The following is a 27,000-nucleotide window of genomic DNA, read 5'->3' on the forward strand; positions in this document are numbered from 1 at the left end:
AGGCTTTCGTCGCATCTTCTCCCGGTTCGACAAGCTGGACGTGATGTTCATCGCCTTCATCAATTTTGCGCTCATCGTCGACGGGCTCAGATAGTGTGAACAGGCCCTAACGCGCGCTACTACATTCCCCGGGACGACTTCGTCTTCTGCGAAGAAGGACGCAACAAGGAGCCGGGCGTGGTCGACGTATTCGGCGAGTCCTTCTTCGACAGCGTGATGCCGGTCGTCAACGAAGGCCTGGCGCAGATGATGATGCCCGGGCAGGAAATTGCCGGTTGCCTGCAGGTCGAAGCCGCGGCAGGCCACAGCCCCGGCCAGGTCGCGTTCCGTGTACGCTCCCGCGGCGAGGAGGCAATCTTCTGCGGCGACATTCTGCATAGCCCGCTGCAGATCGTGCGCCCCGATGTGAATTCCGGCTACTGCATACGCCCGGACCTGGCGCGCAGCACGCGGCTCGCCCTCCTCAACCAGGCAGCCGACAGTGGCGCGCTGATCCTGCCGGTGCACTTCGGTGAGCCCTATTGCGGCTACGTCAGGCGCCAGGGCACTGGCTTCCGCTTCGAGCCGGCCACGTGGTAAGCACCGCGTGCCTGCCGCCGTTTTCGATGCAGCCGCGCGGCACAGGCAGCCGGCTGCGATTCGACGGTTACGCGGTTACCGTCGTGGCCCAGCGAGTTTGCCGCGAGAGTTCGCAGAATGCCGGTCCCCTTTGACATCACCGATTTCCGCCTGTTCGTCAACGTGGCAGAAACGCGCAGCCTGACCCGCGGTGCCGAGCGATCGTTCCTGTCCGTGCCGGCCGTCAGCAACCGGATCAAGAACCTCGAAGATACGCTGGGCTTGCGCTTGCTGGAACGCTCGCCGCAGGGCGTGACGCTGACCGCCGCCGGCGAGGTCTACCTGCAGCACGCGCGGGTGGTGCTGGCCGAACTGGAACGCCTGACCGGCAACCTGCAACCGTTCACCACGGGCCTCAGCGGGCAACTCAAGCTGGTGGCCAACACCACGGCCATCACGGAATACCTGCCGCCGGTCATCGGCGACTACCTCGCCACCCATCCCGATGTCCGCATCGAAGTGCGCGAGCGGCTCAGCGACGATATCGTGCGTCTGGTGCGCGAAGGCGGCACGGATCTCGGCATCATCTCGGGCAACATCCCTACCTCGGGGCTGCAGTCGGTACCGTTCGTCAATAGCTCGCTGATCGTGGTCGCACCACTGGGCCACCCGCTGCTGGCCGAGCAGGACGTGTGGTTCGGGCAGGTCCTTGACCACGCCTTCGTCGCGTTGCTCGAAGGCAGCGCCTTCCAGATGTTTATGACGCGCGCGGCCGGCGCGTTGCACAAACCCATGACCATCCGCGTGCATGTCGCAAGCTACGACGCCATCTGCCGCATGGTGGCCGCGGGCGCCGGCGTTGCCATCATGCCCAAGGCAGCCTTCGTGCGCCTGAAAGGCCAGCAGCAGATCGGCGCGTGCAACCTGCGCGATGACTGGGCCGTGCGCACGTTCCAGGTCTGTGCGCGCGATCTGGACGGCCTGTCCAGCTTTGCGCGCGAATTCGCCAACCTGCTGATCGGCCACTACGCGCCCGACGCGGAAAGACGCTAGTCCACGGCGTGCCGGTCCTGCGCCGGCTGACTTAAGCCAACGCTAAGGGCGCTTGCGGAAGTCGAAATTGTGAACCGCCGGGCAGCGTGGCAACCTTGTTTCGCCAGACAACCACGAAGGCGAGACATGATTGACAAGCTCTATGGGACAGCGCGCGACGCCGTGAACGAGGTGCCGGACGGCGCCACCGTCGCGATCGGCGGATTCGGTGGCGCGGGCATGCCCGACGAACTGATCGATGCACTGATCGAACACGGCGCAACGGACCTTACCGTCGTCAGCAACAACGCCGGCAACGGTGAAACCGGACTCGCGGCGCTGCTCAAGGCGCGCCGCGTTCGCAAGCTGGTGTGTTCGTTTCCACGCCAGCGCGACGCCCACGTATTCGAAGCCCTGTACCGCGCCGGGAAGATCGAGCTGGAGGTCGTTCCACAGGGCACGCTGGCCGAACGCCTGCGCGCCGCGGGCAGCGGCATCGGTGCCTTCTACACCCCCACTGGCTACGGCACGTTGCTCGCGGAAGGCAAGGAGACGCGCGTGATCAACGAACGCGGCTACGTGCTGGAGTACCCGCTCCATGTCGACGTCGCACTGATCAACGCAGCCGCTGCCGACCGCTGGGGCAATCTCGTCTACAACAAGACCGCGCGCAACTTCGCCCCCGTAATGGCGATGGCTGCCAGCCAGACCGTTGCCGCGGTGGCACGCGTCTGCGAACTGGGCGAACTCGACCCGGAAGCCGTCGTAACACCCGGTATCTTCGTCAGCCGCGTGGTGCTGCGCGACAGCGCTGCCATGCAGGCAAACCCCATGCACGCGAGCTGAAACCATGGACCAAGTCGCAAAAAACTTGCTGGCCGCGCGCGTGGCGCGGGATATCCCGAACGGATCGTATGTGAACCTCGGCATCGGCCTGCCGACGCTGGTCGCCAATCATCTGCCGCGGCATCGTGAAGTCATCCTGCACAGTGAAAACGGCGTGTTGGGCCAGTGGTCGGCCGCCGAGCCCGGGCAGGAAGACCCGGATCTGATCAATGCGGGCAAGGAGCCGATCCGGCTGGAAAAAGGCGCGGCGTTCTTCCACCACGCGGACGCCTTCGGCATGATGCGCGGCGGCCATCTCGACATCTGCGTGCTGGGCGCGTTCCAGGTGTCCGGGCACGGTGACCTGGCCAACTGGCACACCGGAGACCCCGATGCCATTCCCGCGGTGGGCGGCGCCATGGACCTCGCGATCGGCGCCCGACGCGTGTTCGTCATGATGGATCACATGACCCGCGATGGCGCCAGCAAGCTGCGCCGCCAGTGCAGTTATCCGCTGACCGGGCTGGCATGCGTCAGCCGCGTCTACACCGAGCTTGGCACCTTCGCCATCGGCCCGCGGGGCGTGGCCGTCATCGAGATCATCGGCGATATGTCCCCACAGGCACTGCAGTCGGTTACGGACGTGGCGCTTGATTTCACCACCCTGGCGACGGCCGAGCTTGCCTAGCCGCCAATGCCGGGGCCAGTGGGTCGGTTCATTCGGACGCCGGTTCCGCTTTGACAACGAAAAAGACTTACTCAGGAGACAACCATGTTTGCTTGGTACAAGGCTGGATCGCCCCAGCAGAAAAAGACATTCTGGGCCTGCTACTCCGGCTGGGCGCTGGATTCGTTCGACATGCAGATGTTCAGCTTCCTGCTGCCGGCCCTCACGCTCACATGGGGCCTGACCAAGGCCGAGGTAGGCGTACTCGGCACCGTTGCGCTGGTCGTCACCGCGATTGGCGGATGGGGCGCCGGCATCCTCAGCGACCGTTACGGCCGCGCGCGCATCCTGGTGCTGGCAATCATCTGGTTTACGCTGTTCGGCGTGCTGGCCGGCTTCGCCCAGTCCTATCAACAGCTGCTGATTGCGCGTACGCTGCAGGGCCTTGGCTTCGGCGGCGAATGGGCGGTCGGGGCCGCGTTGATGGCAGAAGTCATCGACCCCAGGCATCGCGGCAAGGCCATCGGCTTCGTGCAGTCCGGCTTCGCGCTCGGCTGGGCGCTGGCGGTCGTGGTCGCCACGTTGCTGCTGGCCTGGCTGCCCAAGGAAATGGCGTGGCGGGTGGCGTTCTGGAGCGGCATCATTCCCGCGCTGATCGTGTTGTTCATCCGGCGCCATGTCAAAGACTCTTCGATGTTCGAGCGGGCACGCCAGAGCCGCGCCCCGCGCGCCTCGCTGGCCTCGGTGTTCAATCGCAGGTACGCACGCACGCTGACGCTGTCCAGCGTGCTGGTTATCGGCCTGCAGGCCGGCTGCTACGCCATCCTGGTCTGGCTGCCGTCACTGCTGAACCAGCGGCAGGTCGCGGCCAGCTCGATGATCGTCACCGTATTCATCATGGCCTTCGGCTCGTTCTGCGGCTTCGCGGTGACCGCAGATCTTTCGGATCGCATCGGAAGGCGCCCCACGCTGATCCTGCTGTCCGTCTGCGCATGGATCGTCACGGTGAGCTATATGCTTCTGCCGCTGAACTCCACGCTGACGGCAATTCTCGGCTTCCTGGTCGGCTTCTCCGCCATCGGCATGTTCGCCGCGCTGGGCCCTTTCCTCAGCGAACTTTTCCCTACCCATGTGCGCACCACTTGCATGGGATTCGCGTACAACGTCGGCAAGTCGATAGGTGCGGGGTCTGTCGTCGGCGTCGGCGTGCTGTCTACGCATATCGGCCTGGCCAACGCCATGGGCACGTTCTGCCTGGTCGCTTACGCCTTTGCGGTATTCGGCATCATGCTGCTGCCGGAGACGCGCGGCATTGCCATCGAGAACATCGGCGAAGCCGATGCACACTCCCCCGCCGCACCGCTGGCCCAGCCGGCAAGCGCTCGATCCTGAATGGCGCCGCGCCAGCACCGGCGGCTGATACAAACGAACACCAACACATCGACAAGAGGAGCCAACATGATTCGCTTGCTATACCTGCTGGTCAAACCAGCCGGCATGTCCGACGAGACGTTCCGCGCGGAGTGCCTGCGCCACTACGAGATGTCGCACGAGGTGCCGGGCCTGCACGAGTATGAAGTCCGGCTCGTCGCCGAGCAGCCCACTGACACTCACGTGCCCTTCTTTGATATCGGCCATGTCGATGCTATCGGCGAATGCTGGTTCAAGGATGACGCCGCCTATGCGGCGTACATGGCCTCGGACATCCGCAAGGCCTGGTTCGAGCACGGCAAGACCTTCATCGGCCAGCTCAAGCCCTTCCGTACCGCGCCGGTCGCTGGCGACGACACGGCAAGCTGAGCGTTTGGATGCACAGGACAACCAACACAAAGGAGACCCCATGCTTTACTGCGTACAGATGGAAGTGAATATCCCGGATTCCCTGCCGGCAGAGCGCGCCGAGGCCATCAAGGCCGCCGAGAAGGCGCGCGCCGTGGAGATCCAGAAAGCCGGAAAGTGGCCGCACCTGTGGCGCGTGGCCGGGCGCTATGCGAATATCAGCATATTGGACGTCGACAGCCATGACGAGCTTCACGAACTGCTGTCGTCGTTGCCGCTGTTCCCGTACATGAACATTCAGGTCACGCCATTAGCGCGTCATCCTTCAGCAATCTGATCGCGCACAGCGAGGCAATACGCGGCACGATGCCATGCAACCGTGGCATCGTGCTGGCTGGACCCCAGACTGCCAGAAGCGGTGCGCCTTTCCCTAGATCAGCCGCGCCCCCGGCCACGCCCCCGACATCACGATACTGCGCACCGACTGCCGCACGGTCTGCATGATGTCCCACAGCTCCGGCACGACCGCACGATTGCGCGCCGTTGTCAGTGCCACCTGACGCGTGATGACAGGATCGACCACGCGCGCCGAGTGCAGCCGCCCCTGGGCCACGCGATCGGCCACCGCGGCGAACGGCAGCAACGTGGCGCCGCAGCCGTCTTCCACAAGCCGCATTGCCACCGTATTCGACGCATCGCATTCCATTGCCATGTTCAGCGTGGTGCCGACGCGCGTGGCGAGCGATTCGGCCAGCACGCGCAGGCCGTTGGCGGTGCTCGGCAGGATCAGCGGAATCTCGCCAAGGCGCCGCGCCGGAAACGTCGGCCCCAGATGGCTCCACGATGTCGGCGTGACCAGCGTCAGATCTTCTTCCAGCAGGACATCCACCTTCAGTGCGCCCTGCTGTTCCGGCAGGTAAAGCAAGGCTACGTCGATCTCGCCCGCCGCCAGCCACGCCAGCACCGGACTGGCCAGCCCTTCCACGAAACGCAGTTTCGTCGCCGGAAAACGCGCCTTGAGCGCGGTGCCGATCGCCGCAAACGCCGTATTGGCGATGGTGGGCTGCGCGGCGATGACCAGTTGCGCCGGACCTTGCGCGGCCGAAGCGCGCACGGCATCGCGTGCCTCGGTCAGCGTGGTCGCCACCTGTCGCGCATAGCCGAGCAGCGTACTGCCCGCTTCGGTCAGCACCACGCCGCGTCCGCTGCGATGGAACAGCCGCGTATCGAGTGCGGTTTCCAACCGCGCGATCTGGCGGCTCACCGTCGACTGGTCCGCACCGAGCTCCAGCGCGGCGCGCGAAATGCTCTGCGCGTTGGCCACGCAGACAAAGCACGCCAGATCGTCGGAATTCAGCGCGGAAGTCATCGCCGACATCAGGCCTTTTTCGGCGTATCGCCAATGGCGAAGCACGACAGATGCTCGATCGCCTTCACCAGCCCTGAATGATCCCAGCCAGCCCCGCCCTGTGCTACGCAGACGTTGAACAGTTGCTGGGTCGATGCCGTGTTCGGCAAGCCCAGCCCAAGCTGCTTTGCCGTCGACAGCGCCAGGTTCAGGTCCTTCTGGTGCAGTTCGATGCGGAAGCCCGGGTTGAACGTGCGCTGGATCATCCGTTCGCCGTGGACTTCCAGGATCTTGGAGCTCGCAAAGCCGCCCATCAGGGCCTGGCGCACGCGTGCCGGATCAGCGCCGGCCTTGGCGGCCAGCACCAGTGCCTCGCTGACGGCCTCGATCGTCAGCGCCACGATCACCTGGTTGGCCACCTTGGCCACCTGCCCGTCACCGGCATTGCCCACCAGCGTGATGTTCTTGCCCATCAGCTGCAGCATAGGCAGGACCTTGTCGAACACATCCTGTTTGCCGCCGGCCATGATCGACAGCGTGGCGGCCTTGGCACCCACTTCCCCGCCGGACACCGGCGCATCCACATAGTCACAGCCCAGCTTCTCGATCTTCGCCGCAAATTCGCGAGTCTCGATCGGCGAGATCGAGCTCATGTCCACGACGATCTTGCCCTGGCTCAGGCCTTCCGCCACGCCGTTCTTGTCGAACAGCACGCGGGCCACGTCGGGCGTGTCCGGGAGCATCAGGAAAATGACTTCCGCCTGCTGCGCCACCTCGGTGGCACTGGCACAGGACTGCATGCCCTTGTCGAGCAGATCCTGTGGCACGCCGCTGCGCGTGTGGGCGTAGACGGTATGGCCGCCTGCCTGCAGGTGTTCCGCCATGGGCTTGCCCATGACACCGAGTCCGATGAATCCGATCTTGCTCATGTCTGTGTCCGGTTGAAGTCGTGTCAGGACGCGAAGCGCTCGCGCAGCGCGCGCGCCGCATCGCGCAACAGTACGTGGTCGAGGCCGACAGCCACGAAATGCGCCCCCATGTCGAGGTAGCGGCGCGCATCGGCTTCCACGGGCGTCAGGGTGCCGATGGCCTTGCCGGCGTGGTGGCCGCATCGCAGATCTGCCGCACGGCCGCCTGCACATCGGGGTGGTTCGGGTTGCCAAGGTGACCATAGGCGGCGGCCAGGTCATTCGGGCCGATGAAGATGCCATCGACGCCCGGTTCCGCGCAGATCTCGGCAACGGCCTCCACGCCCTTGCGGCTTTCGATCTGCACCAGCACGCAGATATTGTCGTTGATGGTCTTGAAGAAATCGGGCAGCGTGCCGAAGCGGTTCTGTCGCTGCACGCCCGACACGCCACGAATGCCGTCCGGCGGATAGCGCGTGGCGCGCACCGCGCGGCGTGCTTCTTCGGCCGATTCCACGAACGGGATCAGGAAGTTATAGAAGCCGATATCAAGCAGCCGCTTGATCATGACGGGGTCATTCCACGGCGGCCGCACCACGGGCGCGCTGACGCTGTCCTTGAGCGCCATCAGCTGCGGCGCAAACGTCAGCACGTCGTTGGGCGAATGTTCGCCGTCGAGCAGCAGCCAGTCGAAGCCGGCCAGGCCAATGATCTCGCTGGTCACGGGCTGGCCCAGCGAACTCCACAAGCCGATCAGGCGCTTGCGCGCCAGGATGTCGGCACGAAACCGGTTGGGCAGCGGATGGATCTGGGGCAGATGCGGGGTGGTGGAGGTAGTGGAGGCGGTGGTCATCGTCGTGACTCCTGTTCAGTCGACCGCGAGGGCGGAAAGCGGACCGGGTGACTTGCCGCGCGCCTGCAACACGCGCGCGGCGGCATCGTCGAGCTGGGAGAGCGTGCCACTGTCCACAGGGATGAATTCAGCACGGGCCTGGCGCCATGCGCGCTCGGGGTCGCCGGGCAGCCGGATGGCGTCATTGCCTGGCTGCAGCCGCGAAGCCTTCATCCATTCGACGAACGCTTCGACTTCGTGGCCGAATGTGGTGCTGCTGCCAAGCCGCGCCGGATCGAAGATGATCGCCAGCATGTTGTTCCAGACCGCGTGCTCGTGCGTGAGCGTTTCCGGCCGGATCGTGTGGCCGCCCGTCACGGCCGCGCCCAGCAGCTCGCACATCACGGCCAGCACATAGCCCTTGTGCTCGCCAAATGTGCGCAGCGCGCCTTGCGGCATACCCGGGGGCGGGAACATGACGCCGGGATCGGCGGTGGGATAACCGTTCGGGTCCATCAGGCAGCCCGGCGGCACAGGCACGCCCTTGTTGTTGGCCACGCGTACCTTGCCCAGCGCAATGGCGCTGGTGGCAAAGTCCAGCACCAGCGGTGGCTGGCCGGGCACCGGCACGCCGATCGTGAACGGATTGGTGCCGAAGCGCGGATCGTAGCCGCCATGCGGCGCGACGATCGGCTTGGACAGCACGTTCACGAAGTGAATCGAGATCATGCCCGCGGCGGTGGCCTGCTCCGCCCAATGGCCCACGCGGCCCAGATGGTGCGAACGGCGCAGCCCCAGCACGCATACGCCATGTTCCCGCGCGCGTTCGATGCCGAGCCGCATGGCCTGCTCGGTCACGGCCTGGCCCATGCCGCGGTTGCCGTCGAGACTCAGGATGCCGCCCGACTCGTGCACCACGCTGACCTGCTGGTTCAGTTGCAGTTGGTCGGCCTGCCACGACATCACATACTTGGGAATCATCCCCACGCCATGGGAATCGTGGCCTGACAGGTTGGCGCCCACCAGATGATCGGCGGTCAGCGCGGCCTCGCGTTCATCGGACCCGGCCGCCAGCCACAGGTCGATCACCCATCGATGCAGGCCGGCGGTGGGAATTCGGTGATCACTCATGCTGGCTCCGGGTACCAGGCGCGGCCAGTACCGGCCGCATCCCGAGATGTGAAAAATGCATCCTTTGTCTCCTGTTCACGCAAATATTCGGGTGCGCCATTGCGGTATCGTTATGGCTTCGCGTGAAGGCTTCCGGCAGAAAACCCTTGGCAGGCTGCGCGGTTCCACGCGAAGCCCACCCAGCAAATCTACACGGACAGCCGCCCGACTGACTTGCAGAAAACGCATAACAGAAATGCACGATAGGCCGCACGACCCCGCGCGTCAAACGGAACAATTGCAGACATTCACCCGACCAGACCTCGCCATGACCTCCACTCCTGCCCAGGCTGCCCGCACCGGCGGCCGCGTTCTTGTCGATCAACTGCGCATCCACGGCACGGAGCGCATCTTCTGTGTGCCGGGAGAGAGCTTTCTCGACGTGCTGGACGCACTGCACGACCAGCCCGCCATCGACCTCGTCGTCTGCAAGCACGAGGGCGCGGCCGCGAACATGGCCGAGGCCGACGGCAAGCTGACGGGTCGCCCCGGCATCTGCTTCGTGACGCGCGGACCGGGCGCCACGCATGGCAGTATCGGCGTGCATATCGCCCAGCAGGACTCCACGCCGATGATCCTGTTCGTGGGCCAGATCGCGCGCGAGCACAAGGGCCGGGAGGCGTTCCAGGAAGTGGATTACGCCGCCGTGTTTGGCTCCATGGCCAAGTGGGCAGCCGAGATCGACGATCCGGCACGGATTCCGGAGATGGTGGCGCGTGCGTTCCAGGTCGCCACATCGGGCCGGCCCGGCCCCGTGGTGCTGGCGCTGCCCGAAGACGTGCTCGACGGCCTCGTGGAATGCGCCGATGCCGCGCCGTACCGGCCGGTTGCCGCCGCAGCGCGTGCCGAAGATGCCGAAGCACTGGCCACTGCCCTGCGCGCCGCGCAGCGTCCGCTGGTCATCGCCGGCGGCGCGAACTGGACCGAGCAAGCGACCAGCGACTTTGCCGCGTTCGTCACGGCGTGGGATCTGCCGGTGGCTTGTGCGTTCCGCCGCCAGGACGTGATCGACAACCGCGATCCGCACTACGTCGGCCACCTGAGCCTGGGCGTGAACCCGAAGCTGGCTGAGCGCGTGAAGACGGCCGACCTGATCGTGGCGGTCGGCACGCGGCTTGGCGATATCGCAACGGACGGCTACACGATGTTGCAGGTACCGGTGCCGACGCAGAAGCTTGTGCACATCCATGCGGACAGCGCGGAACTGGGGCGTGTGTATCAGGCTGCGCTGCCGATCCACGCGGGCGTGGCGCCCGCCGCCGCGATGCTGGCCGCCCTGCCCGCGCCGGCTGTCCTGCCATGGAAGGACTGGACCGCCGGCGCGCGTGCCGACCATGAGGCGTTCGTCGCGCCACCGAAGCCCCATGCCGAACTGGCGGGCGTGGATATGATCGCGGCGATGTCGCACCTGAGCCAGGTCCTGCCCGAGGATGCCGTCGTGACAAACGGCGCTGGCAACTACGCGGTCTGGCTGCACCGCTTCTACGCCTACAAACAGTCACGCACGCAACTGGCGCCGACCTGCGGCGCGATGGGCTATGGCTTGCCAGCGGCCATCGCGGCCAAGCTGCGCCATCCGGAAAAGACCGTGGTCTGCCTGGCCGGCGACGGCTGCTTCCTGATGTACCCGCAGGAAATCGCCACGGCCGCCGCGCATGGCGTGAACCTGGTCGTGATCGTGGTGAACAACGGCATGTACGGCACCATCCGGATGCACCAGGAACGCCGCTACCCGGGCCGCCAGAGCGGCACGACCATCGTCAACCCGGATTTCGTGGCCATGGCAACGTCGTGCGGTGCCTGGGCCGAGCGCGTGGAACGGACGGAAGATTTTGCGGCGGCATTCGAGCGTGCCCGGCAGGCGGGCAAGCCAGCCGTGCTGGAACTGGTGACGGACCCGCTGCAGATTACGCCGGCGATGCGGGTCAGTGATTTGCCGCAATAAGGAATATCGAGCCGGGCAACCTGACCACGCAGGTCACGGTCCCGGCCACAACACGGTCAGCCAGGCTGTTCGTCGTCCGTCGACTCCTGCAGCAAATGCCCGTACGCGTCGATTTCCTTCTGCGTGCGCGCCTCGCTTTCCGCGATCTTCTCGGGCGTCACCCCACCGTCGACAAACTCCACTGATACGCGAGACACGCGCGGATCCTTGTCGACGATCCCTTGCAAGACCTTGTCGAACAGCTTTTCGCCGGCCCGCAGGCCCAGTGGCCGTGGCACCAGTACCTTGACCAGCAGGATCTCTTCCTCGCTCGTACCTTCCGCCACTTCAGCCAGCGCGGACTTCAGATGGCCCTTCAGTTTCAGGACACTCAGGTCACCGGGTACCCCGACGTGCGCTACCCGAATCGATTTCTTGGCCATGCCTTCTGCTTGAGCGATGTTGTCGAAGCCCGGAATATACCGCACGGCTCGCCGAAAAAAGTGCAGCACTCAACACAGCGCACGAGGGATTGGCACGATCCCCCATACTTCGCACCGTTCGCAAGCGACGGCAGAGTCTATTCTCGTCAAGAGCCCGACGCTTGAGACCGCGAGGGGCGGCGGCTGGATCCAGCACTGGAGGGACGCGACATGTCTGCCACCCCGGGAACGCGCGATGCAGGCGACGCCAAGGGCCCCGTGAAGCGCATCACGCTCGCCTTGCAAGGCGGGGGTTCCCATGGCGCTTTCGCCTGGGGCGTGCTGGACCGCCTGCTGGAGGATGATCGGCTCGCCATCGAAGGCGTGAGCGCCACCAGTGCGGGCGCAATGAATGCCGCGGTTCTCGCCTACGGCTTGCTAAAGGACGGGCCGCCCGGCGCCCGCATGGCGCTGCACCGGTTCTGGCAAGACGTTTCCAGCACCGCACGGCTCTACAGCCCGTTCCGCAAACTGCCATGGGAAATCTGGATGCGTGGCGGCTACGGGCTCGACAACTCGCCGATGTACGTGATGACGGACCTGCTGCTGCGCGTGCTCTCGCCCTACCAGTTCAATCCGCTCAACCTCAACCCCCTGAGCGACGTCCTGGCCCGCCATGTCGATTTTGACGCGCTGCGCCACGATTGCCCGGTCCAGCTGTTCCTGTGCGCCACCAATGTCGAGACCGGCAAGGTTCGCCTGTTTTCGCGCGAGGAAATCAGCCTGAAAGCCGTATTGGCCTCGGCCTGCCTGCCATCGCTGTTCCAGGCCGTGGAGATCGACGGCCAGCACTACTGGGACGGCGGCTATGTCGGCAACCCGGCGATCTTTCCGCTGATCTACCACTGCACCACGCGCGATGTAGTGATCGTCCATATCAATCCGATCGTTCGCAAGGGCGTGCCGAAAACCACAGCGGAGATTCTCAACCGCATCAATGAGGTCAGCTTCAACTCTTCGTTGATCCGCGAACTCCGCGCGATCAGCTTCGTCACCACGCTGATCCAGGAAGGCAAGGTCGACCGGGCCGATATGAAGGAGATGCTGATCCACGCGATCCGCTCGGACAAGACCATGGCGGCGCTCGGTGTCTCCAGCAAGCTCAATGCGGACTGGGACTTTCTCTGCCACCTGCGCGACCAGGGACGCAATGAGGCCGAACACTGGCTGGCGCAGAACTACAGCGCGATCGGCGAACGCTGCAGCGTCGATCTGCGCGAAGAGTTCCTTTGACGAGCGCTCACGTCGGCGCAGCCGGCGCTCTACATCCACCACTGCCAAGGTAACCAACATGAGCACGCAAGCAAGCGCGATTCGTCTGGCCGTCCACTCGCGCGAGAACGGCAAACTGGTCTCGGCACGCGAAGCCGTGCGCCTGATCCGCGACGGCGATACCGTGGCGACCGGCGGCTTCGTCGGCATCGGCTTTGCGGAAGAAATTGCCATCGCCATCGAGGAACTCTGCCTGGCGCAGGAAGACGAATCGCCGGTCGGCCTGACAAAGCCCCGCAACCTGACCCTGGTCTACGCCGCCGGACAGGGCGACGGCAAGGAACGGGGCCTGAACCATCTCGCGCTGCCCGGCCTGGTGAAGCGGGTGATCGGCGGACACTGGGGCCTGGTGCCGAAGCTGCAGCAGCTCGCGGTCGGCAACCAGATCGAAGCCTACAACCTGCCGCAAGGCGTGATCACCCATCTGTTCCGCGATATCGCGGCCGGCAAGCCGGGCCATCTCTCGCGCGTCGGACTCGGCACCTTCGTCGATCCGCGCTTTGGCGGCGGCAAGCTGAACGAGCGCACCACCGAGGACCTGGTCGAACTGATGCGCATCGGGGATCAGGAGTATCTGTTCTACAAGGCCTTCCCGATCCACGTCGCCATCGTGCGCGGCACCACCGCCGATCCGGACGGCAATATCACCATGGAGCGCGAAGCGCTGACGCTGGAAGCGCTGGCGATCGCCATGGCCGCTCACAACTGCGGCGGCCTCGTGATCGTCCAGGTGGAGCGCATTGCGGAACGGGGCTCGCTCAATCCGCGGCAGGTGAAGATTCCCGGCGTGCTGGTGGACTGCGTGGTGCTGGCGCGACCCGAAAACCACCAGCAGACCTTTTCCACCCCTTACAACCCTGCCTTCTCCGGCGAAGTCCGCGTGCCGGTGAGCAGCGTGGCGCCGATGCCCATGAGCGAGCGCAAGATCATCGCCCGGCGCGCGGCCATGGAACTCAAGCCGAACAGCGTGGTGAATCTTGGCATCGGCATGCCGGAAGGAGTCGCCAGCATCGCCAACGAGGAACGGATCCTCGACCTCCTGACGCTAACCGCCGAGCCAGGCGTGATCGGCGGCATTCCTGCCGGCGGGCTGAACTTCGGCGCGGCCACCAATCCCGACGCGATCATCGACCAGCCCTATCAGTTCGACTTCTACGACGGCGGCGGGCTCGATCTCGCTTTCCTCGGGCTGGCGCAGGCCGATGCCATGGGCAACCTGAACGTATCCCGGTTCGGGCCGCGCCTGGCTGGCGCGGGCGGCTTTATCAACATCAGCCAGAACGCGAAGAAGGTCGTATTCGTCGGCACCTTCATGGCGGGCGGCAGCGAGATCGCGATTGCCGATGGCAAGCTCCAGATCCACCGCGATGGCAGCGCCAGGAAGTTCGTCCAGGAAGTGGAGCACCGCACGTTTTCCGGACCGCACGCGGCAGCGGCCAACAAGCCGGTCCTGTACATCACCGAGCGGTGCGTATTTGAACTCACTGCGCAAGGGCTGGAACTCATTGAGATTGCGCCCGGCGTAGACCTGGAGCGCGACATTCTCGCCAGGATGGACTTTGCGCCGATCGTGCGTTCGCCGGCTCTCATGGATGCGCGGATCTTCAGCCCCGAGCCGATGGGGCTGCGCGCGGACGTGCTGCGCCTGCCGCTGGAAGCGCGCGTCAACTACGACGACGACAAGAACATCCTGTTCCTGAACTTCGAGCAACTGGAAGTCAAGCGCGCGGAGGACATCGCGGCGATCCGCGAACAGGTATGCCGCGTCTGCGAGCCACTGGGCCACAAGGTCTATACCGTGGTCAACTACGAAGGCTTCGTGCTTGACCGCAGCGTGGAAGACGCCTATGTCGAAATGATCGCGGAAATGGTGCATCGCTTCTATATCGGCGTGACGCGCTTCACCACCAGCGGCTTCATGCGCGCCAAGCTTGGCGACTCGCTCGCCCGGCGCGGGCTAGCCCCCTATGTCTACGAGACCGAGGCCGAGGCAAAGGCGTCCCTGCGGGATCAGCCGGAGGACGGCTGACACTGCCTACACACCGGCTTCCGGATCATAAGGTTCAACTTCCTCGCGCTCGTCCGCGCTGTCACGCGCGACGATCGCGCGGGCCGGGGCCGTCTCGCTCAGGTTGAACGGCTGGTGCGGCACGCCTGGCGGAATGAACAGGAAGTCACCAGCTTCCGTCACCACCGACTGGCGCAGGCCCGGTCCATAGCGGGTTTCCACCCGCCCTTCGAGCACGTAGATGCCGGTCTCATAGCCATGGTGGATATGCGGCTCGGCGTGGCCGCCGGGCGGCACGACCACGATGGACATCGACAGGCTCCTGGCGCCGGCTGTTTGCCGGGAAATGCCCAGGAAATACGGGAGCTTCTGCATCGTGGAAATCTCCCGATCGGGATGCACTACGACCACGGATTGCGGCGCCTCATGGGAATCGTCCGACACAGGCCCTCCTTCGATACCGTTCGATGGTTTCATGTGCGGAGCGGGCGGCATCGCCCGGCCGCTATTGCAGCATAGGGCACGCTGCTGGCGATCGTGAAAGCCCCTCGGGCGGGGGCCGGGCCGGGACTGCTAAAATCACGCCAAATTTCACAATTGGCAGGACAAGATGGGTTTCGAACAACTCGCAGCACTGAAGGCACAACTGGCCAAGCAGGCCAAGGAAGCAAAGGAAGCGCGCCCGGCAAAGGAAGCCCGCCCGGCAAAGCAGTCCAAGGACGCCCGGCCGGCCAAGGATGCACGACCGGCCAAGGACGCACGACCGACCAAGCCCCAGCGCGCGCGTCCTGCCGCCCCGACTGCGCCCGCCAAGCCCGTGGATCCGGTGATCCAGGCGATCGGCAAGCTGCAGAAGCGCTTCCCGCTGGCCTTCCCGAAGAACCCTGCGCCGAAGCTGCCGCTCAAGGTCGGTATCTTCGAGGATCTGCTCCAGCATGCATCGACCCTGGCGCTGGACGAAGCCATGCTGCGCGAAGCCGTGCGGACGTGGTGCCGCGGTACGCGCTACTGGACGTGCATGGTCGAAGGCGTCGAGCGCGTCGACCTGGCGGGCCAGCCGGCTGGCCAGGTGACGCTGGCTGACGCCAAGCGCGCGCAACAGCAGCGTGGCCAGCAACATCGCGCGAGCCGTGCGCAGAAGGCGAAGCAGCAGACTGCGGGGGAACCTGCGGTAGAAGCTGCGGCAGAAGCGGCCGCAGTGGCCGAAGCGGCCAACGGTGAATCCGCGAACGCGCAACCGGCCGTGGACGAAGCCACCAAGCCGGAATAACGCGGAAAGATCTTTTGCCGAATTGCAGGTGATCGTTCTTGGCCGACGCCGCTGTTTCGCCGGCGTAGCCGGCGCGGTTCTTTGTGAAAGAAGATGCGTTAGCGCTCTTGGCAGGCGTGGCTGTTTCGCCGGCGTAGCCGGCGAGTCACTTTTGTCCGAGCGACAAAAGTAACCAAAAACGCGTTTTGGTTGCCCCAAAGGGGCGAATTTTTATCGTAGTGTGCCAGGGGTGTTGTACGGGTATGGGCTTCAGAGGGGATTTCCGCTGCCTGCCGCGTGGGGCACCACCGTGGCCGGGAATACGGCGCTGATTGAACGAGCCCTGCAAGCGTTCGTGGCCCCTGCTGCCAACGGCATCGTGCAATCGCCTTCGGCTGCGCTACGCGCGGAGCTCTAGTCTGGGCACACAGGGCCAGGGCAAACCACGCCTCGGCGACGATGCCCCGCGCGCATGGCCATGCGCGAAGCAGCGGAAGGGAAAAAAATCTCCAGAGCCAGCGACGCTGATGAGCTTGCACCCAGACGACGACGCGCGCGCAGCGCAGCCGAAGGCGTCCCACCACTGACCTGGTTGAAACGCTGTACCCGAGTCCGTCTTGGGGATCGTCCAAAAGTCGTGCCGCGCCAGGCACAGGTTCTGACTCACATGGCGTAGCAGGGTCGAACGGCCGACCACCATCGCAGGCTTCCAAAGCCGTTTGAACCACTGCCACCGTGGAATTGATGGCCAGCGGCAACGACGCGCTTTTTGGTTACTTTTTGTCGCTCGGACAAAAAGTGACTCGCCGGCTACGCCGGCGAAACCGCGGCGCCTGCCAAGAACGACACCCCCCAACCACAAAAACCCTCCGGCTAAGCCAGCAGAAACATCGGCGCCCGCCAAAAACCATCTCCCCCGCAAGAGCCCACTGGCTGGACCCAACGAAAGCCCCCCACTGGCACTAACCCCGCAAAACGCCCTTCCCTACCATGGCGCTCACATGCCGCGCCATGCGTCATGTGCCGGCGCTCCCCAGCAGTTGCGGGGAGCCCCATCCAACAGAGGGTGCAACGACACCCCAGCCAAGGAGACTGGCATGCCTCTTGCTCAACTTCCTCTCCTCCTCGTTTAGGCACCACACGCAGGCACTGCGCCGGTGCCGACCCACCGTGCCGTCCCACGCGCGGCATGCAAGCAGTTTCAACTCTCGAGGAGTCCGACCATGCATTGGATCAAGCAACTGGCAGCAGGCATCGCGCTCGCGGCCGTACTGGCCCCCGCCGCCCACGCACAGGCCAAGGAAGTCATCATCGCCTACCAGGACATGGTGGTGCCGTGGCGCTACGCGCAGGATATGAAGGAGGTCGAGAAGCAGACCGGCTACAAGGTCTCGTTCCGCCAGTTCACCGGCGGCGGCGACGTGATCCGCGCGATGGCGTCGGGCCAGATCGCCATTGGCGAGGCCGGTTCCTCGCCCATCGCCTCGGCGCTGTCGCAGGGGCTCGATGTGGAGCTGTTCTGGATCCTTGACGACATCAACGCGGCCGAGGCATTCGTAGCCCGCAATGGTGCGCAGGTGACGAACATCGCGGACCTGAAGGGCAAGCGCGTCGGCGTGCCGTTCGTCTCGACCACGCACTACCACACGCTGGTGGCGCTCGAGCAGGCCAAGGTCAATCCGAAGGACGTCAAGATCATGAACATGCGTCCGCCGGAAGTTGCCGCGGCGTGGGAGCGTGGCGACATCGACGCGACCTTTATCTGGGATCCGGTACTGGCCAAGGTCAAGCGCTCCGGCAAGGTGCTGACCACGTCGGGCCAGATCGCCGCACAGACCGGCAAGGCAACCTTCGACGGCATGATCGCCAACAAGAAGTTCGCGCGCGAGAACCCGGACTTCATGGTCAAGTTCGTGCGCGTGCTGGCCGCCGCGGACGACAACTACCGCAACAACAAGGCGGCATGGACACCTGACTCCCCGCCCATCAAGTCCGTCGCCCGCCTCACCGGCGCCAAGGCCGAGGAAGTGCCCGCAAGCATGGCGCTGTACAGCTTCCCCACGCTGCAGGAACAGGCGTCGCCGCGCTGGCTCGGCGGCGGCGCGGCCAGCGCCCTGCGCTCGGCAGCAGTCTTCCTGAAGGAACAAGGCACGATCCAGACCGTGCTGCCCGACTACAGCGGCGGCGTCAACGCCGAATGGGTCCGACGCGCCGCGCAGTAACCGCGGTTCCGTGAAGCACGCGGCGGTGCCGGCCCCGGCCCCGCTGCAGCACCTGCCCTCGCCCGCCGCCCATGCGGCCGGCGACGTGGCAAGCCACACCCCAAATCTTCAGGAGGACTGTCATGTCCCGGCTGGAAATCGACAAGGTCAGCGTCAACTACGGCGGCCGCGGCGGCGCGCAGACGCTGGCCCTGTCCCAAGTGAACCTGACCATGGAACGCGGCGACTTCGTGGTTGCCCTCGGCGCCTCGGGCTGCGGCAAGACCACGCTGCTGTCCTGCATCGCCGGCTTCATGCAGCCGTCGGAAGGCGAAATCCGCCTCGACGGCAAGCCTGTGCTCGGCCCCGGCGCGGAACGCGGCGTGGTGTTCCAGAAGCACGCGCTGATGCCGTGGCTCAACGTGGTCGACAACGTCGCGCTCGGCCTGCGGCTGCGCGGCGTGAGCCGTGCCGAGCGCCTGCGCATCGCGCATGAAAAACTGGCGCAGGTCGGTCTCGAGAAAGTCGCCAGCAAGCCTGTCTACCAGCTCTCAGGCGGCATGCAGCAGCGCGTAGGGATTGCACGCGCGCTGGCCAACGACCCCGAGGTAATGCTGATGGACGAGCCGCTCGGCGCGCTGGATGCGCTCACGCGCGAATCGATCCAGGCGCTGATCCTGCGGCTGTGGGCGCGCGAGCAGAAGATCGTCTTCTTCATCACGCACAGCGTGGAAGAGGCGCTGTTCCTCGCCACGCGGCTCATCGTGATGACGCCGTCGCCGGGCCGCATCGCGCATAGCTACGACCTGCCGTTCGCGCGACGCTACATCGAATGCGGTGACGCGCGCGCCGTCAAGTCCGATCCGGAATTCATCCGCTATCGCGAAGAAATCGTCGACCTGATCCATGCCACGCCCTGAGGACAAAGCCATGACCGTACCCGCCCAACAGGTCGACGCCGCCGCCGTGGCGGCCCCCGCAGTCGCGGCCCGGAGCACGGCTCCGGCTGGCCAGCCCGCTGCACCGCGCCGCGCCATGCGCACCGTCTCCGGCTACCGCATGCCGGGTGAAGGCTCCAGCTCGCGCATCGCCACCGTAACCGTGGTGACGCTGCTGGCGCTGTGGTGGATAGCCAGCCACCTCCAGTGGCTGCCGCCGCTGTTCCTGCCCACGCCGGAGGCCATCATCCGGGCCTTTCTCGATGCCTGGAACGGCAATGTGCAAGGCGGCCTGCCGTTGCTCGATCACTTCCACGCGAGCCTGGTGCGTGTGTTCGGCGCCTTCGCGCTGGCCGTGCTCACCGCGGTGCCGATTGGCGTGCTGATGGGCGTGTCGCGCATCGCCCGCGGTGTCTTTGATCCGCCTATCGAGTTCTACCGCCCCCTGCCGCCGCTGGCCTACCTGCCGCTGATCGTGATCTGGTTCGGCATCGACGAGACCTCCAAGATCCTGCTGATCTACCTGGCCTGCTTCGCGCCGCTGGCCATGTCGGCCCGCGCCGGTGTGCGTTCGGTCACGATCGAGCAGATCAACGCGGCCTACTCGATGGGCGCCACGCCGTGGCAGGTGATCCGCCATGTGGTGCTGCCCGCCGCGCTGCCCGACATCCTGACCGGCATGCGCATCGCCATCGGCTTCGGCTGGACCACGCTGGTTGCCGCCGAGATGGTGGCAGCGACCGCCGGCCTCGGCCAGATGGTGCTCAATGCGTCCAACTTCCTGCGCACCGACGTGGTCATCATGGGCATCCTGCTGATCGGGCTGATCGCATTCCTGTTCGACCTGCTGATGCGCAAGTCTGAAACGTGGCTGGTGCCCTGGAAGGGCCGCATGTAAGAACGCCCGCCGTTTCATCGACAAGAAGACAAGGCGCCCGCCTGTGCCGCAGCAGCGGTTCAGGCGGGCGCCTGGCATTGACGGATGGGATCGCCGAAAGCATTTTTGGGATATCCAGCATTTCCGGCTCTACAACACGAACCACGCAAAGTCTGGGCGGACCCAACATTTTGGCTGCAGATGTCGGCGCCAGGCCGCCAGTTTCCCGGCTTTTCGACGCCTGATCGCCCGTCTGTAGGCCGTTTCCCGACATGGCATGCCATGTGCGTAGGAAAGGCAACCGCGAGCCACGCGTGCCAGCCCTATCCCGAAAGGAGCCGCCATGAATGCCAGACTTGTCTACCTGATCGCAGTAGTGACCGCGGCGCTGGCGACCCTCTTCCTCGCCGGCGAGGCCGACACCATCAAGGAGGATTTCGGGGCGCAGTTGCCGGACATGATCCAGACCGCGTGGTAAGACGCCGCCTTACTCCGCCGGCGGTTCTGCCTGCTTGACCCGCGCCAGCGCGGCACCCACCTCACCGTAGAACTGCTTGAGCGCGACCGCGTCCAGATCGGGCGGCTGCAGCGCCGGCCACAGCAGCGCGATCAGGTCGCTCGCGGTCCGGTCGATGTCGACCGGGCGTCCACTGACCACCGCATCCCACAGGACGTGCTCCATCGGCCCGAGGATGGCCGACCTCAACAGCCGCAGCGACAGGTCCGTCCGAATCTCCTTGCGTGCCTGGGCCCGCGCCAGCAGGTCCATCAGCGGCGCCGTGTAGCGCCGTTGCAGCGGCACGAACACTTCATCGAGCCCCTGGCCCTTCGCCCGCCCTTCCGACAGCACCAGCGCGCACAGCCCGGTGCCCTGGATCAGGAACAGCCGCAGGTGCGTGCGCACGAAGAACTCGAGCTGCACCCTGGTGCTCTGTTCGCGCGGCAGGCCATTCTCCATCGCGGCAATGATCTCGTCATACCAGTCCTGGATCACCCGGACACACAGGTCACGCTTGCTGTGGAAGTACGTAAAGACCGTGCCTTCGGAGATGCCAAGCCGCTGTGCAATCTCGGTGGTGGTCGCACGTTCGTAGCCAAGCTCGGAAAACACCTCGCGCCCGACCCGCAGGATGTCGCGCATGCGCTGCTCGGCCTTGGCCCGTGCCGGCACCCGGCGCTGTCCCGCAATTTGCTGCATCGACGTGTCCTTGCGTGGTGATAGTTGCGACGGCCGCATTATAAGTGCGGTGTCCTTCTCAGGCGCTGCCGCAGCAGGCCTGTCGATCCACTTTATACGATAGTTGACCAACACTCAATTTTTGTTGATTTTTTCTGAGCGCAGGTATAACTTTACCGCACAGCAAGAAAAAAGCAGCGCCAAACCGAATCAAAGCTTCCCATCGACAACTTGAGCGAAGCTCAAGATACGGGAAGAACGACACCGAACGCCGCACTCTGGAGACGAGCATGACGATGCAGCCTGGGACTTCCCGGCCCGTGCCCGATACAACCCTGCCCGCCAACGGGCTGTCCTATGTCAAGGGCGACACCACCTCCCCGCTCAGCGAACAGACGATCCCGGCCATGCTGGCCGATACGGTCGCCCGCTTCGGCCAGCTCCCGGCGGTGGTGTTCCGCGAGCAGGGCATCCGCTGGACCTGGCAGGAATTCGCGGCGGCCGTCGATGCGCTGGCTGCCAGCCTTCACGCGCTGGGCCTGCGCCGCGGCGACCGCGTCGGCATCTGGTCGCCGAACCGCGTGGAATGGCTGCTGACCCAGTTCGCCACCGCGCGCGTCGGCCTGGTCATGGTCAATATCAACCCGGCCTACCGCCTGTCCGAGCTCGAATACGCGCTGAACAAGGTCGGCTGCAAGGCCGTCATCGCGCCGGAGTCGTTCAAGACGTCGCGTTACCTGGAGATGCTCCAGACGCTGGCACCCGAGCTGCAGCAGAGCGAACCGGGCGCGCTGCAGGCTGCGCGCCTGCCGGCACTGCGCTGGGTCATCCGCATGGAAGACAAGCCCACGCCGGGCATGCTGACGTGGCAGGAACTGCACGCGCGCGGCGCCGGCGTACCGGTATCCGACCTCGACGCGATCACGGCGCAGCTCGACCGCCATGACCCGATCAACGTCCAGTTCACCAGCGGCACCACGGGCGCACCCAAGGGCGCCACGCTGACACACCGGAACATCCTCAACAACGCGCGCTACATCGCCGCCGCGATGCGCTTCACCGAGCAGGACAAGCTCTGCATTCCGGTGCCGCTGTACCACTGCTTCGGCATGGTGCTGGCTGTGCTGGCATGCGTGTCCACCGGCGCGTGCATGGTCTTCCCGGGCGAGGCGTTTGAACCGGTGGCCACCATGTCGGCCGTCAGCGAGGAACGCTGCACCGCCCTGCACGGCGTGCCGACCATGTTCATCGCGCAGCTCGACCACGCGGAATTCAGCCGCTTCGATTTTTCGACGCTGCGCACCGGCATCATGGCCGGCTCGCCCTGCCCGATCGAGGTCATGAAGCGCGTCGTCGCCGACATGCACATGGCCGACGTCACCATTGCCTACGGCATGACCGAAACGAGCCCGGTGTCGTTCCAGAGCTCGACCAATGATCCGCTCGACAAGCGCGTCTCCACGGTCGGCCGCGTGCAGCCACACCTGGAATGCAAGGTGGTCGATGCCACGGGCCAGACCGTGCCGGTCGGCGAAACGGGCGAACTATGCACGCGCGGCTACTCCGTCATGCTCGGCTACTGGGACGACGAGGCGCGCACCAGCGAAGCGATCCGCGACGGCTGGATGCACACCGGCGACCTGGCCACGATCGACGCCGAGGGTTACTGCAACATCGTCGGCCGCGTCAAGGACATGCTGATCCGCGGCGGCGAGAACGTCTATCCGCGCGAGATCGAGGAGTTCCTGTTCCGCCACCCCAAAGTCCAGGCCGTGCAGGTGTTCGGCGTGCCGGACCAGAAGTACGGCGAGGAAATCTGCGCCTGGGTCGTGCTCAAGCCCGGCCAGAGCGCCACGGAAGACGAGATCCGTGCGTTCTGCCGCGACCAGATCGCCCACTACAAGATCCCGCGCTATATCCGCTTCGTCGACGAAATGCCGATGACCATCACGGGCAAGGTGCAGAAGTTCGTCATGCGCGAAAGCATGACGAAGGAACTGAACCTCACCGAAAGCAAGACCGCCTGACCCACGGCGCCCCACACACATCTACGGAAGAACACGATCATGACCCAACTCCCTGGCCTGAGATTCGACCTGGGCGAAGACATCGAGATGCTGCGCAGCGCCGTGCGCGACTGGGCCCAGGCCGAACTGGCGCCGCGTGCGGGCGAGATCGACCGCACTGACCAGTTCCCGATGGACGCCTGGAAGAAGATGGGCGACCTCGGCGTGCTCGGCATCACGGTGGCCGAAGAATACGGCGGCGCCAACATGGGCTACCTGGCCCACATGGTGGCGATGGAGGAAATCAGCCGCGCTTCGGCATCGGTCGGCCTGTCCTACGGCGCGCACTCGAACCTGTGCGTGAACCAGATCCACCGCAATGGGTCGGCCGCACAGAAGGCGAAGTACCTGCCCAAGCTGGTATCGGGCGACTGGATCGGCGCGCTCGCGATGAGCGAACCCAACGCGGGCTCCGACGTGGTCAGCATGAAGCTGCGCGCCGAGCGCAAGGGCGACCGTTATGTCCTCAACGGCACCAAGATGTGGATCACCAACGGCCCGGACTGCGACGTGCTTGTGGTCTACGCCAAGACCGAACCGGAACTCGGCGCACGCGGCATGACCGCGTTTATCGTCGAGAAAGGCATGAAGGGCTTCTCGGTCGCGCAGAAGCTCGACAAGCTCGGCATGCGCGGCTCGCACACGGGCGAGCTGGTGTTCGAGGATGTGGAAGTTCCCGCCGAGAATATCCTCGGCGCGGAGAACGGCGGCGCCAAGGTGCTGATGAGCGGTCTCGACTACGAGCGCGCCGTGCTGTCGGGTGGCCCGATCGGCATCATGCAGGCGTGCATGGACGTGGTCACGCCGTACATCCACGACCGCAAGCAGTTCGGCCAGAGCATTGGCGAATTTCAGCTGATTCAGGGCAAGGTCGCCGACATGTACACCACGCTGCAAGCGGCGCGCAGCTACCTGTACACGGTCGGCAAGAATCTGGATTCGCTCGGCAGCGACCACGTGCGCCAGGTGCGCAAGGACTGCGCCGCGGTGATCCTGTACACCGCCGAGAAGGCCACGTGGATGGCGGGCGAAACCGTGCAGATCCTCGGCGGCAATGGCTACATCAACGAATACCCGGCCGGCCGTCTGTGGCGCGATGCCAAGCTGTACGAGATCGGCGCCGGCACCTCGGAAATCCGCCGCATGCTGATCGGCCGCGAGCTGTTTGCCGAAACGGCCTGATCCGCAACCGACGCCCCCACTGCCCCGCCCTGCCGGCGGCCTGACCAGAACAAGACTGCCCAAGATCGTATGCCGACCTTAGAAACCAAACTCAACGCGCGCTCCGAATCGTTCAAGTCGAATGTCGAAGCCATGCAGGCGCTGGTCGCCGACCTCAAGGCCAAGGTCGCCAAGCTGGCCGAAGGCGGTGGCGACGCCGCGCGCGACAAGCACCTGTCGCGCGGCAAGCTGCTGCCGCGTGATCGCGTACAGCAACTGCTGGATCCTGGCACGCCGTTCCTGGAACTGTCGCAGCTCGCCGCGTACGACATGTACGACGACGCCGCGCCGGGCGCGGGCATCATCACGGGCATCGGGCGCGTAGCCGGGCAGGAATGCGTGATCGTCTGCAACGATGCCACCGTCAAGGGCGGCACGTACTACCCGATGACGGTCAAGAAACACGTGCGTGCGCAGGAGATCGCCGAGCAGAACAACCTGCCGTGCATCTATCTGGTCGATTCGGGTGGTGCGAACCTGCCGAACCAGGATGATGTGTTCCCCGACCGCGACCACTTCGGCCGCATCTTCTACAACCAGGCCAACCTGTCCAAGCAGGGCATTCCGCAGATCGCTGTGGTGATGGGCTCGTGCACGGCTGGTGGCGCGTATGTGCCGGCAATGAGCGATGAATCGATCATCGTGAAGAACCAGGGCACGATTTTCCTCGGCGGTCCGCCGCTGGTGAAGGCAGCGACTGGTGAAGAAGTCACTGCCGAAGACCTCGGCGGCGCCGATGTGCATACGCGCCTGTCCGGTGTGGCGGACTACTTCGCGCAGAACGATCACCACGCGCTGTCGCTGGCCCGAAACATCGTGCAGCACCTGAACCGCCGCAAGCCCGACCAGATCCGCCTGCACGAGCCGGCCGATCCGCTGTACCCGGTCGAAGAACTGTACGGCGTGATCCCGACCGATACGCGCAAGCCGTTCGATGTGCGCGAAGTCATCGCGCGCGTCGTCGATGGCTCCGAGTTCGACGAGTTCAAGGCACGCTACGGCACCACGCTGGTCTGCGGCTTCGCACGCATCTGGGGTTACCCGGTCGGCATCATTGCCAACAACGGCATCCTGTTCTCGGAGTCGGCGCTCAAGGGTGCGCACTTCATCGAACTGTGCTGCCAGCGCAAGATTCCGCTCGTGTTCCTGCAGAACATCACGGGCTTCATGGTGGGCCGCAAGTACGAGAACGAGGGTATCGCGCGAAACGGCGCCAAGATGGTGACGGCGGTTGCCACAGCGCAGGTGCCGAAGTTCACGGTGATCATCGGCGGCTCATTCGGTGCGGGCAACTACGGCATGTGCGGCCGTGCGTATTCTCCGCGCTTCCTGTGGATGTGGCCGAATGCGCGGATCTCCGTGATGGGCGGCGAGCAGGCGGCCAGCGTGCTGGCAACGGTGCGCCGCGACGGCATCGAGTCCAAGGGCGGCAAGTGGAGTGCGGAGGAGGAAGACGCCTTCAAGCAGCCGATCCGCGACCAGTACGAACACCAGGGTCACCCGTACTACGCAAGCGCGCGGCTGTGGGACGACGGTGTCATCGACCCCGCGCAGACGCGCACGGTGCTGGGGTTGGGCCTGTCGGCCAGCCTCAACGCGCCGATCGATGACATGAAGTTCGGCGTGTTCCGCATGTAAGCCTGCCACCGACCAACGCTCATTCAAGCCATACCACCATGGAATTCACCACGCTTAACGTCACCATCGCCCGGCATGTCGCGACCGTGACGCTGAACCGCCCGGACGTGCGCAATGCGTTCAACGAAACCGTCATCGCCGAACTGACCGGCGCCTTCCGCGCCCTCGGTGACATGGACGAAGTGCGCGCGATCGTACTCGCCGGCAACGGCCCCGCGTTCTGCGCCGGCGCCGACCTGAACTGGATGAAGAAGATGGCCGGCTACTCGAACGACGAGAACCGTGCCGATGCGCTGGCGCTCGCGCAGATGCTGCACACCATCTGGTCCTGCCCGCGCCCGGTCATTGCCCGCATCCAGGGCGACACCTATGCCGGCGGCGTCGGCCTTGCCGCCGCGTGCGATATCGCGGTGGCCGCCGACCACGCGCACTTCTGCCTGTCCGAAGCGCGCCTGGGCCTGCTGCCCGCGACCATCAGCCCGTACGTGATCCGCGCCATGGGTGAACAGGCATCGCGCCGCTACTTCATTACGGCCGAGCGTTTCGATGCAGCGGAAGCATTGCGCCTCGGCTTCGTCCATGCCGTGGTACCGGCAGATGCGCTTGATGCCAAGGTGACGGAAATCGCTTCGGCACTGGTCGGCAACAGTCCCAACGCCGTGCGCGAGAGCAAGCGACTCGTGCAGGAAGTGGCGGGCCGCCCGGTCGACAACGACCTGCTGGCCGACACGGCGGACCGCATCGCCGCCATCCGCGCCTCGGACGAAGGCCGCGAAGGCGTGCGCGCGTTCCTGGAGAAGCGCTCGCCAGCGTGGAAGCCCGCGTAAG

The 27,000-nt window shown here is 65.2% G+C and carries 25 protein-coding genes and 2 pseudogenes; 20 read left to right on the top strand and 7 right to left on the bottom strand.

What is annotated here, in order from left to right:
• The 8 genes and pseudogenes from KHO41_RS31930 to catC form a co-directional block, all read left to right on the top strand.
• Positions 1-94: pseudogene (locus tag KHO41_RS31930) on the top strand (IS5-like element ISCARN85 family transposase); the annotation flags it as partial.
• Positions 95-177: 83 nt separating this feature from the next.
• Positions 178-579: an MBL fold metallo-hydrolase gene (locus tag KHO41_RS31935; RefSeq protein WP_244874133.1), complete on the top strand. Its 402-nt coding sequence runs from the start codon at positions 178-180 to the stop codon at positions 577-579.
• A gap of 117 nt (positions 580-696) precedes the next feature.
• Positions 697-1,611: a LysR family transcriptional regulator gene (locus tag KHO41_RS31940; protein ID WP_211957248.1), complete on the top strand. Its 915-nt coding sequence runs from the start codon at positions 697-699 to the stop codon at positions 1,609-1,611.
• A 126-nt stretch (positions 1,612-1,737) separates the two neighbouring features.
• Positions 1,738-2,436, top strand: a complete 699-nt coding sequence (locus KHO41_RS31945; protein ID WP_211957249.1) for a 3-oxoacid CoA-transferase subunit A — start codon at positions 1,738-1,740, stop codon at positions 2,434-2,436.
• A gap of 4 nt (positions 2,437-2,440) precedes the next feature.
• On the top strand, positions 2,441-3,103 hold the full coding sequence (locus KHO41_RS31950) for a 3-oxoacid CoA-transferase subunit B (RefSeq protein ID WP_211957250.1): 663 nt from the start codon (positions 2,441-2,443) through the stop codon (positions 3,101-3,103).
• Between the two features lie 84 nt (positions 3,104-3,187).
• Positions 3,188-4,474, top strand: a complete 1,287-nt coding sequence (locus KHO41_RS31955; protein ID WP_211957251.1) for an MFS transporter — start codon at positions 3,188-3,190, stop codon at positions 4,472-4,474.
• A gap of 66 nt (positions 4,475-4,540) precedes the next feature.
• Positions 4,541-4,882 (top strand): EthD domain-containing protein, encoded by a 342-nt coding sequence (locus tag KHO41_RS31960; protein WP_211957252.1) that lies wholly within the window; start codon positions 4,541-4,543, stop codon positions 4,880-4,882.
• Between the two features lie 40 nt (positions 4,883-4,922).
• Positions 4,923-5,198, top strand: a complete 276-nt coding sequence (catC, locus tag KHO41_RS31965) for a muconolactone Delta-isomerase (RefSeq protein WP_211957253.1) — start codon at positions 4,923-4,925, stop codon at positions 5,196-5,198.
• Positions 5,199-5,291: 93 nt separating this feature from the next.
• Here catC and KHO41_RS31970 read toward each other — a convergent pair whose 3' ends face one another.
• From KHO41_RS31970 to KHO41_RS31985, 4 genes and pseudogenes are all read right to left on the bottom strand, one after another.
• Complete coding sequence (locus KHO41_RS31970) at positions 5,292-6,230, bottom strand: LysR family transcriptional regulator (protein ID WP_211957289.1); 939 nt, start codon at positions 6,228-6,230, stop codon at positions 5,292-5,294.
• Positions 6,231-6,238: 8 nt separating this feature from the next.
• On the bottom strand, positions 6,239-7,138 hold the full coding sequence (locus tag KHO41_RS31975) for a 2-hydroxy-3-oxopropionate reductase (RefSeq protein ID WP_211957254.1): 900 nt from the start codon (positions 7,136-7,138) through the stop codon (positions 6,239-6,241).
• A 23-nt stretch (positions 7,139-7,161) separates the two neighbouring features.
• Positions 7,162-7,970: pseudogene (gene garL, locus KHO41_RS31980) on the bottom strand (2-dehydro-3-deoxyglucarate aldolase).
• A gap of 15 nt (positions 7,971-7,985) precedes the next feature.
• Positions 7,986-9,080 carry a malate/lactate/ureidoglycolate dehydrogenase gene (locus tag KHO41_RS31985; RefSeq protein ID WP_211957255.1) on the bottom strand — a complete coding sequence of 365 codons (1,095 nt, stop codon included), beginning with the start codon at positions 9,078-9,080 and terminating at the stop codon, positions 7,986-7,988.
• Between the two features lie 307 nt (positions 9,081-9,387).
• Here KHO41_RS31985 and KHO41_RS31990 point away from each other — a divergent pair, with 307 nt between their 5' ends.
• Positions 9,388-11,064, top strand: a complete 1,677-nt coding sequence (locus KHO41_RS31990) for a thiamine pyrophosphate-binding protein (RefSeq protein WP_211957256.1) — start codon at positions 9,388-9,390, stop codon at positions 11,062-11,064.
• A 56-nt stretch (positions 11,065-11,120) separates the two neighbouring features.
• Here KHO41_RS31990 and KHO41_RS31995 read toward each other — a convergent pair whose 3' ends face one another.
• On the bottom strand, positions 11,121-11,486 hold the full coding sequence (locus KHO41_RS31995; protein ID WP_211957257.1) for a hypothetical protein: 366 nt from the start codon (positions 11,484-11,486) through the stop codon (positions 11,121-11,123).
• Positions 11,487-11,696: 210 nt separating this feature from the next.
• Here KHO41_RS31995 and KHO41_RS32000 point away from each other — a divergent pair, with 210 nt between their 5' ends.
• Complete coding sequence (locus tag KHO41_RS32000; protein ID WP_244874135.1) at positions 11,697-12,758, top strand: patatin-like phospholipase family protein; 1,062 nt, start codon at positions 11,697-11,699, stop codon at positions 12,756-12,758.
• 58 nt (positions 12,759-12,816) lie between these two features.
• Complete coding sequence (locus KHO41_RS32005) at positions 12,817-14,826, top strand: acyl CoA:acetate/3-ketoacid CoA transferase (RefSeq protein WP_211957258.1); 2,010 nt, start codon at positions 12,817-12,819, stop codon at positions 14,824-14,826.
• Positions 14,827-14,832: 6 nt separating this feature from the next.
• Here the strand turns inward: KHO41_RS32005 and KHO41_RS32010 are convergent, their stop codons facing one another.
• On the bottom strand, positions 14,833-15,300 hold the full coding sequence (locus KHO41_RS32010; RefSeq protein WP_376989918.1) for a cupin domain-containing protein: 468 nt from the start codon (positions 15,298-15,300) through the stop codon (positions 14,833-14,835).
• 115 nt (positions 15,301-15,415) lie between these two features.
• On the opposite strand from KHO41_RS32010, the gene KHO41_RS32015 reads away from it, so the two are divergent.
• From KHO41_RS32015 to KHO41_RS41725, 5 genes are all read left to right on the top strand, one after another.
• The gene (locus KHO41_RS32015; RefSeq protein ID WP_211957260.1) at positions 15,416-16,075 is read left to right on the top strand and encodes a ProQ/FinO family protein; all 660 of its coding nucleotides are present in this window, start codon (positions 15,416-15,418) and stop codon (positions 16,073-16,075) included.
• Between the two features lie 1,202 nt (positions 16,076-17,277).
• Complete coding sequence (gene tauA / locus KHO41_RS32020) at positions 17,278-18,276, top strand: taurine ABC transporter substrate-binding protein (protein WP_211957261.1); 999 nt, start codon at positions 17,278-17,280, stop codon at positions 18,274-18,276.
• Positions 18,277-18,398: 122 nt separating this feature from the next.
• Complete coding sequence (locus tag KHO41_RS32025; RefSeq protein WP_211957262.1) at positions 18,399-19,175, top strand: taurine ABC transporter ATP-binding protein; 777 nt, start codon at positions 18,399-18,401, stop codon at positions 19,173-19,175.
• Positions 19,176-19,290: 115 nt separating this feature from the next.
• A complete protein-coding gene (locus tag KHO41_RS32030) occupies positions 19,291-20,091 on the top strand; it encodes an ABC transporter permease subunit (RefSeq protein ID WP_244874140.1) in 801 nt (266 codons plus the stop codon).
• 322 nt (positions 20,092-20,413) lie between these two features.
• Positions 20,414-20,548 carry a hypothetical protein gene (locus KHO41_RS41725; RefSeq protein ID WP_280519721.1) on the top strand — a complete coding sequence of 45 codons (135 nt, stop codon included), beginning with the start codon at positions 20,414-20,416 and terminating at the stop codon, positions 20,546-20,548.
• Positions 20,549-20,557: 9 nt separating this feature from the next.
• Here the strand turns inward: KHO41_RS41725 and KHO41_RS32035 are convergent, their stop codons facing one another.
• A complete protein-coding gene (locus tag KHO41_RS32035; RefSeq protein WP_211957263.1) occupies positions 20,558-21,268 on the bottom strand; it encodes a TetR/AcrR family transcriptional regulator in 711 nt (236 codons plus the stop codon).
• A gap of 269 nt (positions 21,269-21,537) precedes the next feature.
• Here KHO41_RS32035 and KHO41_RS32040 point away from each other — a divergent pair, with 269 nt between their 5' ends.
• The 4 genes from KHO41_RS32040 to KHO41_RS32055 all read left to right on the top strand — a co-directional run bounded on the left by KHO41_RS32040 (position 21,538) and on the right by KHO41_RS32055 (position 26,999).
• Positions 21,538-23,274 carry an AMP-binding protein gene (locus KHO41_RS32040; RefSeq protein WP_211957264.1) on the top strand — a complete coding sequence of 579 codons (1,737 nt, stop codon included), beginning with the start codon at positions 21,538-21,540 and terminating at the stop codon, positions 23,272-23,274.
• A 39-nt stretch (positions 23,275-23,313) separates the two neighbouring features.
• Positions 23,314-24,495 carry an isovaleryl-CoA dehydrogenase gene (locus tag KHO41_RS32045; RefSeq protein ID WP_211957265.1) on the top strand — a complete coding sequence of 394 codons (1,182 nt, stop codon included), beginning with the start codon at positions 23,314-23,316 and terminating at the stop codon, positions 24,493-24,495.
• A gap of 69 nt (positions 24,496-24,564) precedes the next feature.
• Positions 24,565-26,172: a carboxyl transferase domain-containing protein gene (locus KHO41_RS32050; protein ID WP_211957266.1), complete on the top strand. Its 1,608-nt coding sequence runs from the start codon at positions 24,565-24,567 to the stop codon at positions 26,170-26,172.
• A 38-nt stretch (positions 26,173-26,210) separates the two neighbouring features.
• Positions 26,211-26,999: an enoyl-CoA hydratase/isomerase family protein gene (locus KHO41_RS32055; protein WP_211957267.1), complete on the top strand. Its 789-nt coding sequence runs from the start codon at positions 26,211-26,213 to the stop codon at positions 26,997-26,999.
• Position 27,000 lies beyond the last annotated feature (1 nt).

The organism is Cupriavidus numazuensis, assembly GCF_905397435.1.
Lineage (GTDB): Bacteria > Pseudomonadota > Gammaproteobacteria > Burkholderiales > Burkholderiaceae > Cupriavidus > Cupriavidus numazuensis.